The following is a 17174-nucleotide window of genomic DNA, read 5'->3' on the forward strand; positions in this document are numbered from 1 at the left end:
TTCAAAGACCGGCCGGGTCGCCGAACCTTCGCAGGCTGGGATCAACTCAGAACGGTCGTCAGAGCCTGCTCGATCTGCTCCGCCGTATAGGGCTTCACTACGAGGGGCAGATTGCCGAACTCCGGCGGAATTATGTCGCGGCTGCCATAGCCGGAGGCGAAGAAGAACGGGATACCGCGCTCGGCCAGTCGTTCGGCGATCGGCAGGCTGGTTTCCTGGCCCAGATTGTAGTCGAGCATGGCTACGGAAATATCGCCTTCCTCGATGGCCGCCAACGCCGATCGTGTGCTCGCTGCAAGGCTGACTTCGGCCACGCCGAGATCGCGGATTTTGTCCTCTGCATCGATAGCGATCAGCATGCTGTCTTCGACCAGAAGCATGTGACAATCATTGAGCGCGACCTGCTGCGGCGTCGGATGGGCCTTGTCTTTGGCAGCTGGATTGTGCGCTGCCGCTTGTTCCTCGACAAATTTGGCCGGGACGACAAAGGTCGCCTCTACCCCGCCTGCTTTGTAGGAAATTTCGGCCTCCCCGCCCAATTCATGGGGGATGGAGGTGCCGATGATCGTGGTGCCGAAACCCTTGCGTGTGGGCGCCTTTACAGCCGGCCCGCCCTGCTCCTTCCAGGTGAAGGACAGGTCATTGTTCATCAGCAAGGACCATTCGATCCGCAATTTGCCACTGTCGCTGAGCGCGCCGTATTTCGCTGCATTGGTTGCCATCTCGTGCATGACCAGCGCAAGGATAGGGATCGCTTCGGGCAGGATCGACACCTCCGGCCCCTCCAGCACAACCCGCCTCTGCTCATTATCGAGATAGGCTTCCAATTCTGTCTTCATCAGCTTGGTGAACGCAATCGGGCCCCAATTGTCGGCGGTGAGCAGGTCATGCGCATTGGCCAGAGCCTTCACCCGGCTTTCCAGCGTATCGATGACTGCATCCAGATTGCCACCTTCCCTGCGCGACTGCGACATAAGTGCGCGGATCAGGGCCAGAATGTTGCGGACACGGTGGTTGAGCTCGGCAATCAGCAGTTTCTGCTGATCGCCGGCCTTGCGCTGCTCCTCGCTGGCCGCATCGGTCAGATGAAGCACTACTTCGAGCAGAGTCGTGCGCAGAGCTTCGGCCACCCGCACTTCGGCTTCGGTGAAGGGGGCCGATTGCCCGCGCACCAGCTCGCGAAATTCGGCGAAGCTTTCGCGGGGGGTCAGGCGGGTCCCGAACTCGCCATGCTCGGTGGTCTTTTCCTGATCGCCAGCCCAACGGATCGATTCCACCTGTTCTTTCCGGAACAGGATCATGTGGTCACGCGGGCGCCGGGAGATGGGGATGGCCAAAAATCCCGCAACCGCGCTCCTGTCGGGATCGATGGCGGGCACGAACCCGGAAATCTTGGCCGAATGATGGATCGTCTGCGCGTCCTCACGATTGAGCGCTTTCACCAGCTCGAGAAACTCGTCCTCCGACGGGGTGAGCCCGGCCAGCGACGTGACGCCTTCGACCATCACGCCCACACCGTCGCAGCCAATCGCGCGGGGCATCAGTTCGAGCAGCCAGTCGGCATCGAGCAATTTCGACGAGTCCTTGGCAGCGGACGTCATCAGCCGGTTGGAAACGTGCCTTGCGGTATCTTCCTTGGCCGAGGCTTCTGCGCGAAGCCGGCTTTCCAGTTGCAGCGAGAATATCTGGCCGAATAGCTCGGCAGCGCTGCGTGCTGCGAAGGAGGGTACGCGCGGGCTCGCATGGTGGCAGGCGATCAGGCCCCAGAATTTGCCATCGACAATGATCGACACGGACAGCGACGCCCGCACGCCCATATTGCGCAGATATTCCAGATGGACCGGCGACACTGCCCGGTACAGTGCCATGGAAAGGTCAAGCGGCTGCCCTTCGCCGACTTTCTCGACCGGGATAGGCTCTGCATGCGCATCGGCGATGATACGGAAAGTATTGCGCACATAGAGCTTGCGCGCCTGCTCGGGAATGTCGGTGGCAGGGAAGTGCAGACCAAGGAAACTGTCCTGCCCGTCTGCCTTGGATTGGGCCACTACTTCGCCGCTGCCATCGGGGGCAAAGCGATACAGCATCACGCGGTCGTAGCCGACCAGAGCGCGAAACTGACGCGCGCCTTCGTTGAGCAGAGTCTGCACCGATTTCGCATCTCCCAGCTTGCCCAGGACGCCGCGCGTGGCCGACGAGACTTCGGTCTGGTCTTCCTTCGCGGGCTCGCACTCGACGATCACGCTCTTGCCGGAAAAATGGACGGCCATGTCGTAAAGGCTGCCGTCTCCGAACAGCGACAGGGCAAAAACCCGTTCGATGGAGTCATCGCCGCGCAGGTTGGCAATTTTGCTGCGTAGGGTAGCGAAGGCGTCCTCGCTGAACACGTCCGACAGCGGTCTGCCCAGCAATGCGAGGGGGTCTTCGCCCAGAAAAGGCGCCGTGTTGGCGGCACGGGCAATCAGCCAGTCGGCACTCAGCGCGAGCAGGAAACCCAGCGGCTGGATACCGCCGGGAATATGGATCGGTTCGCGGTCGCAATTGGTCAGGCTCAGCGGTTGGTTGAGCGGCGTCAGATCATTCATCGGTTTTGGGGTTCCATTTGCCGAGCACTCTTCTGAAAAGCAGCAAAAGCATGGCGCGCGCCGCGCTCCGCCTGGGCTATCCAACTGGTGCGGCCATTAAGTTTCGAGGCGGCAAGCGCCTCATTGTCGAGCGCATCGCAAAAGCAGCGCCATGAACGGCCTGCTGATTTACCACGTGTAAGGTATGATCGGGGCAAGCCGGGTTCGATGCGCGCACCGAGAACCTGTCCGCCCAGCGCCGATCCCTCGATCACATATTGGGCGCCCCATGCCTCGGCGTTCGATAGGGGCTGCATGGCGCAGCGCTCGGAAGCGCGGGCCGCCTCGCCCAGGCCATTCAGATCGGCTCTGAGCAGCGGAGCCCGAGGCTGCCATTCAGACCACCCCTGACCGGCGACCGCCTTTTCCAGACTATCCAGCGCGGCGAGATGGGCCCGCAGGAACGCAGTGTAATGATCGGCAAAGGTCAGATCGAAGCGCGAAAAAGCTTCTTCGGTCTCCAGATGGCAGTCGGCTGTGCGCTCCCGCATCGCAAATCGCGCTGATTTTTGGGTGCCCGCCGCTGGCCTTCTGTCGTGTTCGGCATCCAGAATTTTGTTTAGATTCAACGGAGCGATAGACCTCATTCAAGGGAAAAAGCCCTTTAATTGAGTGTGATAGCCAGATTGTACACCTACGTAAACAGGGTCAAATTTCTCGCACCCGCGAAAAAAGGCCCGGCAGGATCGCTCCCGCCGGGCCTGTCTTGTTGTGCATCCGGTTGGACAGGTAGTGAGTGGCTTAGAAGCCGCCCATTCCGCCCATTCCGCCCATTCCGCCCATATCGGGCATGCCGCCACCGGCGGGCTTGTCTTCCGGAATTTCCGAAATCGCCGCTTCAGTGGTGATCAGCAGACCGGCCACGGACGCCGCATCCTGCAGAGCCACACGGACAACCTTGGTCGGGTCGATCACGCCGGCGTTTACGAGGTTCTCGTAAGTGTCGGTCGCAGCGTTGAAGCCCTGCGTTTCGTCGCCTTCGCGCAGGAGATTGCCCGATACCACAGCGCCGTCATGTCCGGCATTGGTGGCAATCTGGCGCACCGGAGCGATGATCGCCTTGCGCACAATATCGATGCCGCGCGTCTGGTCGTCGTTCTCGCCCTTCAGGCCGTCGAGAGCCTTGGAAGCGTAGAGCAACGCCGTACCGCCGCCGGGAACAATGCCTTCTTCGACGGCAGCACGGGTTGCGTGCAGCGCATCGTCGACGCGGTCCTTGCGTTCTTTCACTTCGACTTCCGACGCGCCGCCGACCTTGATCACGGCAACACCGCCAGCCAGTTTGGCCAGACGTTCCTGCAGCTTTTCTTTGTCGTAGTCGGACGTCGTGTTGTCGATCTGCGTGCGGATTTCACCGACGCGGGCCTTGATGTCGTCTTCGCTACCCGCACCGTCGACAATCGTGGTGTTGTCCTTGTCGATGGTGACGCGCTTTGCTTCGCCGAGCATGCCGAGCGTTACGTTCTCAAGCTTGATGCCGAGGTCTTCGGAAATCATCTCGCCCTTGGTCAGGATCGCGATGTCCTGCAGCATGGCCTTGCGGCGATCGCCGAAGCCCGGTGCCTTGACCGCAGCAACCTTCAGGCCGCCGCGCAGCTTGTTGACCACGAGGGTCGCCAGCGCTTCGCCTTCGATGTCTTCCGCAATGATCAGCAGCGGACGGCCCGACTGGACAGCTGCCTCGAGGATCGGGAGCATCGCCTGCAGGTTGCTGAGCTTCTTTTCGAAGATCAGGATGTAGGGATTGTCCAGCTCGACAGTCATCTTGTCGGGGTTGGTGATGAAGTAGGGCGACAGGTAACCACGGTCGAACTGCATGCCTTCGACGACGTCGAGTTCAAACTCGAGGCCCTTGGCTTCCTCGACGGTGATCACGCCTTCCTTGCCGACCTTCTCCATGGCTTCGGCGATCTTCTCGCCGACTTCCTTGTCGCCATTGGCGGAAATGATGCCGACCTGGGCGATTTCCTGACTGCCCGACACGTCCTTGGAACGGCCCTTCAGGTTTTCCACGACCTTGGCAGTGGCCATGTCGATGCCGCGCTTCAGGTCCATCGGGTTCATCCCGGCTGCGACGGCGGTCATGCCTTCGCGGGCAATTGCCTGGCCCAGAACGGTCGCGGTGGTCGTGCCGTCACCAGCGAGATCGTTGGTCTTGGAGGCCACTTCGCGCAGCATCTGCGCGCCCATGTTCTCGTACTTGTCTTTGAGCTCGATTTCCTTGGCGACGGTCACGCCGTCCTTGGTGATGCGCGGTGCGCCGAAGCTCTTGTCGATCACGACGTTGCGGCCCTTCGGCCCCAGCGTCACTTTAACGGCGTTAGCGAGCGTATCCACGCCCTTGAGGATGCCTTCGCGGGCATCGCGGCCGAACTTTACGTCCTTGGCTGCCATGTTGGTTTCTCCTGAGAAATTCTAAAATTGGGAAAGGAAAGTCGGATGCGGGCTATCAGCCCATCACACCCATGATGTCGCTTTCCTTCATGATCAGCAGGTCTTCGCCGTCGAGCTTGACCTCGGTGCCGGACCATTTGCCGAACAGGACGCGGTCGCCTGCTTTGACGTCGAGCGGGGTAACCGTGCCGTCTTCAGCTTTGGAACCGGTACCGACGGAGACGATTTCGCCTTCGCTCGGCTTTTCCTGTGCGCTGTCGGGAATGATGATGCCGCCGGCGGTCTTGGCGTCGGCTTCGATGCGACGTACCAGAACGCGGTCGTGCAGCGGACGAAATGCCATAATATGACCTCTTGAATTAGAGTGAAAGAATAAGCGTTGGCACTCTTGGTTGGTGAGTGCCAGCAGCGCGCAAATGGTGATGCGCGGTCAGGGAGTCAACGGCTGTCTGGCGAAAAAAGTTGCGCCGGGGCGGGGCGCATTCGCTGGCCTGTGCCTGCGGTCAGCCAGCCTGCACCGGCTGCGCGTCCCGCCCGGTCAATTCCAGCCTTTCGCGCATCAGCCAGCGGCCGGTCAGCAGCAAAGTGGCAAAGGTCAGCCCGACGGCAAACCCGATCCAGATGCCCGTACCCTCCAGCGGGGTGTAAAAGCCGAGATAATAGGACGTGCCAAAGCCCGGCACCCAATAGCTGAAAATCGCCATCCACATCGGCACGCGCGTATCCTGCAGGCCGCGCAATGCCCCGGCGGCCACCACTTGCAGCCCGTCGACCAGCTGGAACAGGGCCGCGATCACGATATATTGCAGCGCGAAGGCGGTCATTGCGGCATTCGCGGACTTCGACGTGTCGATATAGAGGCCGAGAATGGCTTCGGGCATCAACACCATCAGCGACGCAGTGAACGCCATGAAGGCGACTGCCATCAATAGCGCCACAGCGCCCGCGCGCTTGATCGCTTCGTGGTCGCGGGCTCCATAGAAATAGCCCACCCGGATCGTTGCCGCCTGGCTGACGCCGAACGGAACCTGAAAAGCAAAGGCCGCGATCTGCAGCGCTATGGTGTGGCCGGCCAGCTCCGAATCTCCGATCAGCCCCATCAGCAGAGCCGCACCGCCAAATAATCCTGCCTCGGCAATGGTGGTGAAGAACACTGGCGTGCCCAGCACGACCAGCTCGCGCAGCCGGTCCCATTCGGGGCGCCAGAACCGGCCCCAGATGACATAGCGGCGGAGCCTGCGGTCGCTTTCAATGGCGACGCAATAGGCCAGCAGAATGAAGATCGACGTGAAGATCGTCGCGATGGCCGAGCCCTCCAGCCCGAGCGCGGGTGCCCCTAAATTGCCGAACACCAGCGCATAATTGCCCAGCGCATTCACGCCGATGGCCAGCGCGGTGATCGCGGTGGCGAAAATCGGGCGGCCGAGCGCGGAGACGAAATTGCGCAGCACGCTGGCCATCAGCAGCGGCACGGTCGACCATAAAACAATGGCCATGTAATCGAAGGCGCGCGCCGCCAGATCCGGCCGCTGTCCCGCTGCAAGCAGGATCGCTTCGGTCTGGCTGAGCACCAGCATCACCAGCGCTCCGCAGATAACGCTTAGCCACACGCCCATGCGCACGCTGCGGCGCACCTCGGCGATGGCGTAGCGCGACCGGCCAAGCTCGGCCGAGATCAGCGCAGCGACCATGCTGACCAGCGTGATCGTGCCCCACACCAGAATACTGAACAGCGATACCGCGAGACTGGAGGCCGCCAGTTCGAACTCGCCCAGGCGCGCGACGAAGAACACGTCGATGGCCCAGATTAGCATTTGCAACAAATTGGCGAGCGCCAGCGGCCAGCTCAGCCGGAAGGTCGCGATGAACTCGTCTCGCCAGCCGTTGGCGGGCATTTCCGGCAGCTCCGGCAGGGCGCCATCGCCGCTGGTGAGCGGGGGCAGGGAAGCGGGGGCGTCCGACATGAAGGCGCGCAACTAGGCCCGCAGTCGGGGCGGGGGCAAACCTTTTCCCACATCCTGCATGACAGCGCTGCCCAATCCGCCCGAACTCTTCAGCGTCACGCAGGCTGTTCAGCTTGGGTTGGCCCAGGCTGCCATACTGCGCTTGTGTTATTCAGGGGATGGCTGCACCGTCAGGGTGTCGCGTCTCTTTTTGATTTAGAAAGCCATCGCCATGCGTTTGATCCTTCCCGTACTTTCCGCCGCACTTCTTTCTGCCGTCCCTGCTCAGGCCCAGGCACAGGCCGAGGACGAGGTGCTCGATTATCAGAGCGCGATGCGGTGCAGCGCCGTGTACGCCTTCATGTCAGCGATGGGTGAGGACGAACAGGACGCGGAGACCATCGCCGCGATGGACGAATTCGGCCAGCGCTGGTTGATCATGGCCATGGAGCGCGACGGTGAAGACGGCACCCGCGCAATCGCGGAACTGGAGCCGGTAGCCGAGGCACTGGTGAGCAAGGTCGAGGAATTGGGCGAAGCCGAGGCAGAGGCCTTCCTGATCGATCACCTGACCCGCTGCGACACGCTGGAAGAAACCTATAGCGAAGAATTTTACGGCATCGATTTGGAGTAACCGGGTATGACGGGTCGCACCGGCGCTACGGCGCTTTTCGGCATTGCGGGAACCGCAGCATTGGCGGCGCTGGCTTTACCGGCTCCGGCGCACGCACAGGAAGTCTATGGCGGGGTCTATGCCCACGCCGTGGACACGCCCTTCACTTTCGATACGGGCGAGGGCGGGGTCGATCTGCAGGCCGGATACCGCTTCGCCCCGATTGAAAGCCTGTCTGCCATCGGATCGCCGGAGCCCTATGTCTTTGCCTCGGTCAATCTGGATGGCGACACCAATTTCGCGGGCGCCGGTATCGGCTGGAAAGCGGAAATCGGCACATTCTATCTCCGCCCCGGCGTAGGTCTGGTCATTCACGATGCGCCCGACCTGCGCGTCGATCCCGCCACGCGCATCCGCACCGATCTGGGCAGCCGCATCCTGTTCGCGCCCGAGATTGCGATTGGCGCGCAGGTTTCAGAGCGGGTTTCTGTTGAGGCCAGCTGGGTCCATATCAGCAACGCGCAGATCTTCGACAGCGACCAGAACCCGGGGATCGATACGATCGGGGTGCGGGTGAATTTTGTGCTTTGATGAGGACGGACAGCAGCATGCCGCAATCGTTACCTGATGCTGGCAAGATCAATCCCTCCCATCCAATGTTCGAGCTCATAGAAGCTGCGTACGGCGTCTTCGACTGCAACACTCCTGCAGACCTAGACGTTTGCACGCAAAAGTGCTGCATGGAAGCGGAAGTTGCCGCTGATTTTTTCAAGCATCAAATCAGAGACTTGCCATTCGATTATCTCAGGCAATGGCATTCTGCTGCATATTCCAGTGAAGGCGTTGCGAAGGATATTTGGACCTATCTTTTGCCGCGTACTCTGGAGAGTTTGGCATCGGGAAAAGAGCCTAACTCACTCGGCCTTGAACTTAGTCTGCGCCGGTTTGACACAGGAAACCGAAGAGAATGGTCAGAAGCACAATGGTCGGCTCTGGACTCCTTCCAGCGTACTTTCTTAGCTGGCGGATTTATTGCTGAAAATGTGTGGGGCGATCATCAAAATTTGGATGACGTTTTATGCATGTTCCGACTGGGAGGTTGGACACTGGAGCCGCTTTTCGATCAGATCATGTCGATGCCACTCGAGGGCATTGCCACGCGGCTGCACAGACATTGGTGCTGCGAGACTTTCGGATCAATCTGGCAATCGGCATTTTGGGAGAAGTCCGACAAACAAATTGTCCATCAATTCTACACCTCTACGACGCTTAGAGAGCGAATGGAATCTCTCGCTTTGTCGAGCGACCATCCACCTGTATTGACCGATCGAGCTGCAGCGGTTTTCGACGTGATGGACACTGCTGGCTGAAAACTTGCAGGTGCTTTCGACTTAGGCGGCGCGGCTTGGCCCAAAGAAAAGGGGCGGCACCTTGCGGCACCACCCCTTCCTTTTGCGGGCGCTTCAAGACACCCACAAAACTTGAAACGAAGCTTACTTGAGCGAGCCCAAGCAACCTCGTGAACTCAATTACTTGAGTTCAACAGTACCGCCGGCTGCTTCGATCTTGCCCTTGATCTCTTCGGCTTCTGCTTTCGCAACGCCTTCCTTGATCGGCTTCGGTGCGCCTTCGACGAGAGCCTTGGCTTCGCCCAGACCCAGACCGGTGATCGCACGGACTTCCTTGATGACCTGGATCTTCTTGCCACCGTCGCCGGTGAGAACCACGTCGAATTCGTCCTTTTCTTCAGCAGCGGCTGCATCGCCACCACCAGCGGCCGGGCCTGCGACGGCGACGGCTGCTGCGGCGCTCACGCCCCACTCTTCTTCCAGTGCCTTGGCCAGCTCTGCAGCTTCCAGGACAGTCAGTTTGCTCAGTTCTTCAACCAGCTTGGCAATATCGGCCATGTTGTATCACTCCAAAATAATCGGCGGGGCGCAGCGTCATGCTGCAATCGAACCCCATTGAATGTCTGCTATTCGCGTTGAACCGCTTATGCCGCTTCCTTGGCGCCATAGGCACCGAAGACACGGGCAAGCTTGTTGGCGGGCGCGTTGACGACCTGGGCGATTTTCGTCGCCGGGGCGTTGACGAGACCGACAATCGTGCCACGCAGCTCGTCAAGGCTCGGCATCGAGGCGAGCGCCTTGATCCCTGCTTCGTCGAGCACCTGTCCGCCCATGCTGCCACCGACGATTTCGAGCTTGTCGTTCGTCTTGGCAAATTCGACGGCAGCCTTGGCGGCTGCGACCGGGTCTTCGGAATAACCGAGGGCGGTCGGCCCCGTCAGCATGTCTTCCATGCCGGCATACGGGGTGTCTTTCAGGGCGAGCTTGGCGAGGCGGTTCTTCGCAACCTTGTAGGATGCACCGGCTTCACGCATCTTCCCGCGCAGATCGGTGGATTGCTCCACCGTCAGGCCGAGATTGCGGGTCACGACGACCACACCAACCTCGTTGAAGATTGCATTGAGCTGGGCAACCGCATCGGCTTTTTGCGAACGATCCATGCCATACTCCTTCACTATGGCCATCCGGGATGGCTCCCGAACGACCGGCTACGTTTGTCCAAGGCACAGCCTGAGCCGCGCCGAGGGCGAGTCCGCTTGTCGAAGGGAAGGAGGTGGTGCGAACTGGCACCGGAAGCGTGCGGCATGACACCGCGCGCGAAAATCTCTTTTCCCATCTCGGCTGGAAATTAAGAAGGGCGAATATCCCTCACCAACTGTCTCGGACGGATGACCTTCACGCCGAGGCGCATTGGTCGATGCGGGCCACTAAGGAATTGGGCCGCTGAGTCAAGCGCTATGTCAAGCTTTGGAAGGTCGTATCAGGGCCACACCCAGCCAGATAAACCAGACGATCTGCCCCAGACCGAAGATCGAAGTGAGTTCTTCCGATAGCGGCCAAGCCGTCGCCAGCCCGACTAGTCCCAGTGCAATGCCAAGCCATGCGAGAGGCCGCGAGAATGTGCCCGTCTTCAGCGCTATGATGCTGACGAGGATCGACCATGCGCCGCCGACGAACTCGATTCCTCCGCCAAGGCCGTTCTGGACCGTGCCGACCGCCGCCCAGATGGTGGCCGCGCTCTCGGCGTCGTCCGCTGCAATCTGCATCACGGATTGTATCCCGGTGATGCTGACCATGCCGCTGGCAAGCAGCAGCGTGGCCCACGCCAGACCAAAGCCTGCCGCGACCAAGCTGGCGCCGCGCATAGTGTCTCGCATCCTTTCATACAGAGCGCAGACCAGCACGATGAGCGCGGAGCCGCAAACCAGATAGAGCACTATCATCGCCAAGGTGAGCGCAGCCCAATTGTCGGTGGCGAAGGCCAGTCTGCCCGCCAAACCCTCATAGCCCGACGAATCAAGGACGAAGATAAACAGCGCGAACCCGAACAGATAGGTCGCGGCAATGGTGAGCGAGGCGAGGCCTCCGGCTTTTGCAAGTGTCAGGCGCATTATCCGGCCTCCTCGGACGGGGTGGAAATGATTACGGGCTCGCTTTCGTCCGGGAGCAGGCTCGCACCCTTTCGATCAGCAGCGTGACGCGCTGCGAATATCATGCTCCCCGTCATCGTGAGCGCGAGGAAGCCGGTGACGACCGAATCGAAGGCCATGATGATCCAGTCCAGCCAATGGGGCGTCCACAGGATCGCCGCGTAGCCCAGTCCATAATGCAGGGCCATGAGCGGCAAGACGCCCGCCAGAAGCAATGCGACGGCGTACCAGAAGGAACCGGTCATGATGCGGAACGAGCGGATCGGGCCGATCCGCGCATTGCCGAGAGGCCAGGCGATCATCCAGCAGGTGAAATAGATGCCGAGGATCGTGGCAAAAAGCGACAGTCCACCGCTTGCAAGACCGGCTGCGTTCCCGTCGAGCCCCACCATTTGCGGGAGGCTCCCTCCGAACATCTGCCAGTAAAGCTGCGCAGCGCTGATTGCGGCAAGAACCAGCCAGAGGCCGATCGCCGGCCACGCCAACCTGCGTGCCTCGACTGCATCGTTGCCGAACATCACGAAGCGAACGAACCAATATCCCGGCAAAAGCAGCGCCAGCGTCTTTGCAAACCCGAACTGCATCCGCAGCGGATGATCGGCTGCGGCAGCGGCGCCTTCTTCGCCCGTATACATGCCCGTCTGCATCTCGACGACATGCTGCGCGAACTCGACCAGCACCGGAATGAGGAACAAGAGCGGGCACGCCAGCATGAACGCCCATGCGCTGGTGTAGAGAGCCTTGAAGTCGGATTTCATCACAAGCCCTTCGGTTCGTATGCGAGCAGATCGCCCGGCTGGCAGCCGAGTTCGCGGCAGATGGCTTCGAGCGTGGTGAAACGAATGGCCTTGGCCTTGCCGGTCTTGAGAATCGACAGGTTGGCCTGGGTCAGCCCGACCCGCTCGGCCAGCTCCGTCTGGGTCATGCCCCGTTCCTCAAGCAGCCGGTCAAGATGGACGGTGATGGAATTGCCACCGGCCATCAAACCGTGCCCTCCAGCTCTTCGCGCATGGCCCGGCCTTCCTCGAAAATGCGGGCGAGGATGAACAGCAGGCCGGAAACGAGCCAGATCGAGACAGACGGCGACCACCCCAGATATTCGCCGGTTTGTTCACTCACCTTCACCGAAGTCAGTCCGAAAACGAGGTCGCCCACGCTGATGCCGAGCATGCACAGCGCGATCGTCCTGAGCGTCGCAATGCTGGAGGGCGAGAAAACGTCGCCGGTTTGAAGCTCGCGGATCATCCGGCGCAGCCGGGTGAAGATGACATGCGCCAGCGGTACGGTGGCGAGCGTGACCGCGCAGGACACCCAGAGCCATGTGACAAGCGCGCCCGTCTGCTGCGGATCGAACTCGGTTTCGATCTTGGCGGGCAGGGCGTCAGGCTCGATCGCGAGGAACGCGAAGAGGAGCACGAACATCACTCCCAGCGCCCAGTTAAGCGCGTTGAGAAAGCCGAGCGCGATATGCGCGGTGCGAAGCATGGGATATGCCTTTCAATGTAAGTTATCGTTTTTCGATAAGTGGGATTTTCCTTATCGTCAATCAATAATATCGAAAAACGATAAGCAAAACCGTTCCGCTGTTTGACAAATCGCCGGCCCGATCCTATCTGCACCCCATCGCGCGCTTCGAGCACGGCCTGTCCAGACGCGGGGATTGGCCACGGAAGGAAGCCGCGAATGCCATAATCGCGACGTTTTGAGACGAAAGCTGCAGCCCGCAGGCCTGGAAAGGCTATGCGAATCGCTGCGGCCTTTTGCTGCGTCTGGCGATCATGGCTTTTCCCGTGACGGACATATTTTTACCAAGGTCGGCGGGATTTCCCCTGCCGTCCGGGACGAGAGAAGGCGAAACTCCTCCATGGCGACTAAAGCGAAACGGCCCACCCGCAAACAGACGGGTACCGCGAAGAAGCGCATCCGGAAAATCTTCGGCGACATCCACGAAGTCGTGCAGATGCCGAACCTGATCGAGGTGCAGCGCGAGAGCTACGAACAGTTCCTACGCTCCAACAAGGCGGAAGATTATGTTTCCGGCCTCGAAAAGACGCTGCGCAGCGTGTTTCCGATCCGCGATTTCGCCGGCACCGCCGAGCTGGACTTCGTCGACTACGAACTCGAACCGCCGAAATACGACACCACCGAATGCCGCCAGCGCGGGATCACCTACGCCGCGCCGATGCGGGTGACGCTGCGCCTGATCGTGTTCGAGGTGGATCAGGAAACCGAAACCCGCTCCGTGCTCGATATCAAGGAGCAGGAAGTCTATATGGGCGACATGCCGCTCATGACGGGCAACGGCACCTTCATCATCAACGGCACCGAGCGCGTGATCGTCAGCCAGATGCACCGTTCGCCCGGTGTGCTGTTCGACCATGACCGCGGCAAAACGCATTCCTCGGGAAAGCTTCTGTTTGCCGCCCGCGTCATTCCGTATCGCGGCAGCTGGCTCGACTTCGAATTCGACGCCAAGGATGTCGTGAACGTCCGGATCGACCGCAAGCGCAAGCTGCCGGTCACCAGCCTGCTGTTTGCGCTAGGTCTGGATAGCGAAGGCATCCTGCATCACTTCTACGATATCATGACGTGGGAACGCGCGAAAGACGGGTGGAAGATCCCGTTCGACGCGGAAAGCTGGCGCAACACCAAGCCGAGCTTTGCTCTGGTTGACGCCAAGACCGGCGAGGAAATCTTCGCCGCCAACCAGAAGATCAGCCCCCGTGCCGCCAACAAGGCTGCGAAAGACGGCCTGACCACGTTGCTGCTGCCGACCGAGGAAGTAATCGGCCGCTACGCCGCGCGTGACATGATCGATGAAAGCACCGGCCGCATTTATGTTGAGGCTGGCGATGAAATCTCTGTCGAGCATCTTGAAGCGCTTGACGGCGCAGGCATCGACAAGCTCGACCTGCTCGACATCGACGAGATCAATACCGGCCCGTGGATCCGCAACACTCTCGCCGTCGACAAGGCCGAGAACCGCGACGAGGGCCTGGAAGCCATCTACAAGGTGATGCGTCCGGGCGAGCCGCCGACCAAGGAAACCGCCGAAGCGCTGTTCGAAGGCCTGTTCTTCGATGGCGAGCGCTATGACCTTTCCGCAGTTGGCCGCGTAAAGCTGAACATGCGTCTGGAACTGGACGCGGAAGACACTGTGACCACGCTGCGCAAGGAAGACATCCTGGCTGTGGTCAAGGAAATGGTCGACCTGAAGGACGGCAAGGGCGAAGTCGACGACATCGACAATCTCGGCAACCGCCGCGTGCGTTCGGTGGGCGAGCTGCTGGAAAACCAGTACCGCGTCGGCCTGCTGCGCATGGAGCGCGCGGTGAAGGAGCGTATGAGCTCGGTCGATGTTTCGACCGTCATGCCGAACGATCTGATTAACGCGAAGCCCGCAGTGGCTGCCGTGCGTGAATTCTTCGGCTCTTCGCAGCTGTCCCAGTTCATGGACCAGACCAACCCGCTCTCGGAAGTCACCCACAAGCGCCGCGTGTCCGCACTCGGCCCCGGTGGTTTGACGCGTGAGCGCGCTGGCTTCGAAGTCCGCGACGTTCACCCGACCCATTATGGCCGCATCTGCCCGATTGAGACGCCGGAAGGACCGAATATCGGTCTGATCAACTCGCTGGCGTCGTTCAGCCGGGTGAACAAGTATGGCTTCATCGAAACGCCCTATCGTCAGGTGAAGGACGGCAAGGTCACATCCGATGTGATCTACCTCTCCGCGATGGAAGAGCAGAAGCACACCGTGGCGCAGGCGTCTGCCGAGCTGAACGAAGACGGCAGCTTCGTCGAAGAGCTGATCTCGGCTCGTCAGAACGGTGACAACCTGATGGCTCCGCGCGAAACCATCACGCTGATGGACGTTTCGCCCAAGCAGCTGGTCTCGGTCGCCGCATCGCTCATTCCGTTCCTGGAAAACGATGACGCCAACCGCGCTCTGATGGGCTCGAACATGCAGCGTCAGGCCGTGCCGCTGGTGAAGGCGGAAGCGCCCTTCGTCGGCACCGGCATGGAAGAAACCGTGGCCCGTGACAGCGGCGCTGCGATTACAGCTACGCGCGGCGGTATCGTCGATCAGGTCGATGCGACCCGTATCGTGATCCGTGCGCAGGGCGATGTCGAACCCGGCCAGTCCGGCGTCGATATCTACACGCTGCAGAAATTCCAGCGTTCGAACCAGAACACCTGCATCAACCAGCGTCCGCTGGTGAAGGTGAACGACGTGATCGAAGTGGGCGATATTATCGCCGATGGTCCGTCGACCGATCTGGGTGAGCTGGCGCTGGGCAAGAACAGCCTCGTCGCGTTTATGCCGTGGAACGGCTACAACTACGAGGACAGCATCCTCATCTCCGAGCGCATCGTGAAGGACGATGTCTTCACCTCGATCCATATCGAGGAATTCGAAGTCATGGCCCGCGATACGAAGCTTGGGCCTGAGGACATCACCCGCGACATTCCCAATGTCGGCGAGGAAGCCCTGCGAAACCTCGACGAAGCGGGCATCGTCTATATCGGCGCAGAAGTGCATCCGGGCGATATTCTGGCCGGTAAGATCACGCCGAAGGGTGAAAGCCCGATGACGCCGGAGGAAAAACTTCTCCGCGCCATCTTCGGCGAGAAAGCCAGCGACGTGCGCGACACCTCGCTCCGCCTGCCGCCGGGTGTTGCCGGGACAGTGGTCGAAGTGCGGGTGTTCAACCGTCATGGTATCGAGATCGATGACCGTACGCGTGCCATCCAGAACGAGGAAATCGAACGCCTCAAGAAGGACAGCGCCGACGAACGCGCCATTCTCAACCGGGCGACCTATAACCGTCTGGGCGAAATGCTGCTGGGCCAGACCGCGTCTGCGGCGCCCAAGGGCATCAAGAAGGGCGTCGTGATCGACAAGGATCTGCTGGACACCGTCGAGCGCCACGAATGGTTCAAATTCGCGGTCGCCGATGATGGCCGTCAGACCCAGATCGAAGCGGTCAAGAGCCAGTATGACGATGCCGTCAAACTGATCGACGACAAGTTCGAAGACCGGAAGGAAAAGTTGGAGCGCGGCGACGAGCTGGCTCCGGGCGTCCTCAAGATGGTCAAGGTCTTCGTCGCAGTGAAGCGCAAGCTGCAGCCGGGCGACAAGATGGCCGGCCGTCACGGCAACAAGGGTGTAATCTCGCGCATCCTGCCGGAAGAAGACATGCCGTTCCTCGAAGACGGCACACCGGTCGATATCGTGCTGAACCCGCTGGGCGTGCCTTCGCGTATGAACGTGGGGCAGATTTTCGAAACGCACCTGGGCATGGCTGCTCGCGGGCTTGGTCAGCAGATCACCCACGCTCTGGAAGAGTGGAAACTGGCCAACCCGAATGCCAAGCAAGACTACGCCAAGGCGACCCCGCCTGACGCCGTGGTCGAGCGGCTGAAGGAAGCTTACGGCGAGGATTACCACGCCGAAATCGAGAAGCGCAGCACGGAAGAAGTGGTCGAGCTGGCAGGCTATCTGAAGGACGGTGTCCCGATGGGTACGCCGGTCTTCGATGGCGCACGCGAAGGCGATGTGACCACCTATCTCGAAAAGGCGGACCTGCCGGGCAGCGGACAGGTCACCCTGTTCGACGGCCGCACGGGCGATGCCTTCGACCGTCAGGTGACCGTCGGCTACATCTATATGCTGAAGCTGCATCACCTTGTGGACGACAAGATCCACGCCCGTTCGATCGGACCCTACAGCCTCGTCACCCAGCAGCCGCTGGGCGGTAAGGCGCAGTTCGGCGGACAGCGCTTCGGTGAGATGGAGGTCTGGGCACTCCAGGCCTACGGCGCGGCATACACGCTGCAGGAAATGCTCACTGTGAAGTCCGATGACGTGATCGGCCGGACCAAGGTTTACGAAGCCATCGTCAAGGGTGACGACACCTTCGAAGCCGGCATTCCGGAAAGCTTCAACGTGCTCGTGAAGGAAATGCGCAGCCTCGGCCTCAACGTCGAATTGTCCTCGCTGTCTGACGGCGATGACGATGACGACGGCATGCAGATCGCGGCGCAATAGTGGTTGGCCGGGCGCAGGGGCTTTGCCTCATGCCCGGCCTGACCATTCGCTG

Annotated in this window: 15 protein-coding genes; 4 read left to right on the forward strand and 11 right to left on the reverse strand. The window is 60.6% G+C overall.

Annotation, left to right across the window (positions count from 1 at the left end):
• Positions 1-41 precede the first annotated feature (41 nt).
• From ACFCW2_RS06585 to ACFCW2_RS06605, 5 genes are all read right to left on the reverse strand, one after another.
• Positions 42-2585, reverse strand: coding sequence for an HWE histidine kinase domain-containing protein (locus ACFCW2_RS06585; RefSeq protein WP_379548830.1), 2544 nt, complete (start codon positions 2583-2585; stop codon positions 42-44).
• Positions 2582-3211 carry a biliverdin-producing heme oxygenase gene (locus ACFCW2_RS06590; RefSeq protein WP_379548831.1) on the reverse strand — a complete coding sequence of 210 codons (630 nt, stop codon included), beginning with the start codon at positions 3209-3211 and terminating at the stop codon, positions 2582-2584. The genes ACFCW2_RS06585 and ACFCW2_RS06590 overlap by 4 nt, the downstream gene beginning before the upstream one ends.
• A 154-nt stretch (positions 3212-3365) precedes the next feature.
• On the reverse strand, positions 3366-5018 hold the full coding sequence (gene groL, locus ACFCW2_RS06595) for a chaperonin GroEL (RefSeq protein ID WP_379548832.1): 1653 nt from the start codon (positions 5016-5018) through the stop codon (positions 3366-3368).
• A gap of 55 nt (positions 5019-5073) precedes the next feature.
• Positions 5074-5361 carry a co-chaperone GroES gene (locus tag ACFCW2_RS06600; protein ID WP_379548833.1) on the reverse strand — a complete coding sequence of 96 codons (288 nt, stop codon included), beginning with the start codon at positions 5359-5361 and terminating at the stop codon, positions 5074-5076.
• Between the two features lie 160 nt (positions 5362-5521).
• Positions 5522-6913, reverse strand: coding sequence for an MATE family efflux transporter (locus ACFCW2_RS06605; RefSeq protein ID WP_379548940.1), 1392 nt, complete (start codon positions 6911-6913; stop codon positions 5522-5524).
• A gap of 280 nt (positions 6914-7193) precedes the next feature.
• Between ACFCW2_RS06605 and ACFCW2_RS06610 the strand changes: the two genes are divergently transcribed.
• From ACFCW2_RS06610 to ACFCW2_RS06620, 3 genes are read left to right on the forward strand one after another with little or no spacing between them, the layout of a single operon-like run.
• Entirely contained in the window at positions 7194-7595 is a 402-nt protein-coding gene (locus tag ACFCW2_RS06610) for a hypothetical protein (RefSeq protein ID WP_379548834.1), read from the forward strand.
• A gap of 6 nt (positions 7596-7601) precedes the next feature.
• Positions 7602-8165 carry an acyloxyacyl hydrolase gene (locus ACFCW2_RS06615; protein WP_379548835.1) on the forward strand — a complete coding sequence of 188 codons (564 nt, stop codon included), beginning with the start codon at positions 7602-7604 and terminating at the stop codon, positions 8163-8165.
• Positions 8166-8182: 17 nt separating this feature from the next.
• The gene (locus ACFCW2_RS06620; protein WP_379548836.1) at positions 8183-8944 is read left to right on the forward strand and encodes a hypothetical protein; all 762 of its coding nucleotides are present in this window, start codon (positions 8183-8185) and stop codon (positions 8942-8944) included.
• 159 nt (positions 8945-9103) lie between these two features.
• On the opposite strand, the gene rplL is transcribed toward ACFCW2_RS06620, so the two are convergent.
• From rplL to ACFCW2_RS06650, 6 genes are all read right to left on the reverse strand, one after another.
• Entirely contained in the window at positions 9104-9481 is a 378-nt protein-coding gene (rplL, locus tag ACFCW2_RS06625) for a 50S ribosomal protein L7/L12 (protein ID WP_379548837.1), read from the reverse strand.
• A gap of 86 nt (positions 9482-9567) precedes the next feature.
• A complete protein-coding gene (gene rplJ, locus ACFCW2_RS06630; protein ID WP_379548838.1) occupies positions 9568-10083 on the reverse strand; it encodes a 50S ribosomal protein L10 in 516 nt (171 codons plus the stop codon).
• A gap of 300 nt (positions 10084-10383) precedes the next feature.
• Complete coding sequence (locus tag ACFCW2_RS06635; protein ID WP_379548839.1) at positions 10384-11034, reverse strand: DUF4386 family protein; 651 nt, start codon at positions 11032-11034, stop codon at positions 10384-10386.
• Complete coding sequence (locus tag ACFCW2_RS06640) at positions 11034-11831, reverse strand: hypothetical protein (protein WP_379548840.1); 798 nt, start codon at positions 11829-11831, stop codon at positions 11034-11036. The genes ACFCW2_RS06635 and ACFCW2_RS06640 overlap by 1 nt, the downstream gene beginning before the upstream one ends.
• Positions 11831-12055, reverse strand: coding sequence for a helix-turn-helix domain-containing protein (locus tag ACFCW2_RS06645; protein ID WP_379548841.1), 225 nt, complete (start codon positions 12053-12055; stop codon positions 11831-11833). Before ACFCW2_RS06645 ends, ACFCW2_RS06640 begins: the two co-directional genes overlap by 1 nt.
• Positions 12055-12558, reverse strand: a complete 504-nt coding sequence (locus ACFCW2_RS06650; RefSeq protein ID WP_379548842.1) for a DUF2975 domain-containing protein — start codon at positions 12556-12558, stop codon at positions 12055-12057. Before ACFCW2_RS06650 ends, ACFCW2_RS06645 begins: the two co-directional genes overlap by 1 nt.
• A gap of 379 nt (positions 12559-12937) precedes the next feature.
• On the opposite strand from ACFCW2_RS06650, the gene rpoB reads away from it, so the two are divergent.
• Positions 12938-17122, forward strand: coding sequence for a DNA-directed RNA polymerase subunit beta (rpoB, locus tag ACFCW2_RS06655; protein ID WP_379548843.1), 4185 nt, complete (start codon positions 12938-12940; stop codon positions 17120-17122).
• Positions 17123-17174 lie beyond the last annotated feature (52 nt).

Source organism: Qipengyuania algicola (genome assembly GCF_042492175.1).
Classification (GTDB): domain Bacteria; phylum Pseudomonadota; class Alphaproteobacteria; order Sphingomonadales; family Sphingomonadaceae; genus CAJXSN01.

Excerpts from the sequence above, each read along its gene's own strand:
- ACFCW2_RS06635 (WP_379548839.1), bottom strand. The coding sequence starts at position 11,034 with ATGCGCCTGACACTTGCAAAAGCCGGAGGCCTCGCCTCGCTCACCATT.
- ACFCW2_RS06590 (WP_379548831.1), bottom strand. The coding sequence starts at position 3,211 with ATGAGGTCTATCGCTCCGTTGAATCTAAACAAAATTCTGGATGCCGAA.
- rpoB (WP_379548843.1), top strand. The coding sequence starts at position 12,938 with ATGGCGACTAAAGCGAAACGGCCCACCCGCAAACAGACGGGTACCGCG.
- ACFCW2_RS06620 (WP_379548836.1), top strand. The coding sequence starts at position 8,183 with ATGCCGCAATCGTTACCTGATGCTGGCAAGATCAATCCCTCCCATCCA.
- ACFCW2_RS06645 (WP_379548841.1), bottom strand. The coding sequence starts at position 12,055 with ATGGCCGGTGGCAATTCCATCACCGTCCATCTTGACCGGCTGCTTGAG.
- ACFCW2_RS06600 (WP_379548833.1), bottom strand. The coding sequence starts at position 5,361 with ATGGCATTTCGTCCGCTGCACGACCGCGTTCTGGTACGTCGCATCGAA.
- ACFCW2_RS06640 (WP_379548840.1), bottom strand. The coding sequence starts at position 11,831 with ATGAAATCCGACTTCAAGGCTCTCTACACCAGCGCATGGGCGTTCATG.
- ACFCW2_RS06585 (WP_379548830.1), bottom strand. The coding sequence starts at position 2,585 with ATGAATGATCTGACGCCGCTCAACCAACCGCTGAGCCTGACCAATTGC.
- groL (WP_379548832.1), bottom strand. The coding sequence starts at position 5,018 with ATGGCAGCCAAGGACGTAAAGTTCGGCCGCGATGCCCGCGAAGGCATC.
- rplJ (WP_379548838.1), bottom strand. The coding sequence starts at position 10,083 with ATGGATCGTTCGCAAAAAGCCGATGCGGTTGCCCAGCTCAATGCAATC.
- rplL (WP_379548837.1), bottom strand. The coding sequence starts at position 9,481 with ATGGCCGATATTGCCAAGCTGGTTGAAGAACTGAGCAAACTGACTGTC.
- ACFCW2_RS06605 (WP_379548940.1), bottom strand. The coding sequence starts at position 6,913 with ATGCCCGCCAACGGCTGGCGAGACGAGTTCATCGCGACCTTCCGGCTG.
- ACFCW2_RS06610 (WP_379548834.1), top strand. The coding sequence starts at position 7,194 with ATGCGTTTGATCCTTCCCGTACTTTCCGCCGCACTTCTTTCTGCCGTC.
- ACFCW2_RS06615 (WP_379548835.1), top strand. The coding sequence starts at position 7,602 with ATGACGGGTCGCACCGGCGCTACGGCGCTTTTCGGCATTGCGGGAACC.
- ACFCW2_RS06650 (WP_379548842.1), bottom strand. The coding sequence starts at position 12,558 with ATGCTTCGCACCGCGCATATCGCGCTCGGCTTTCTCAACGCGCTTAAC.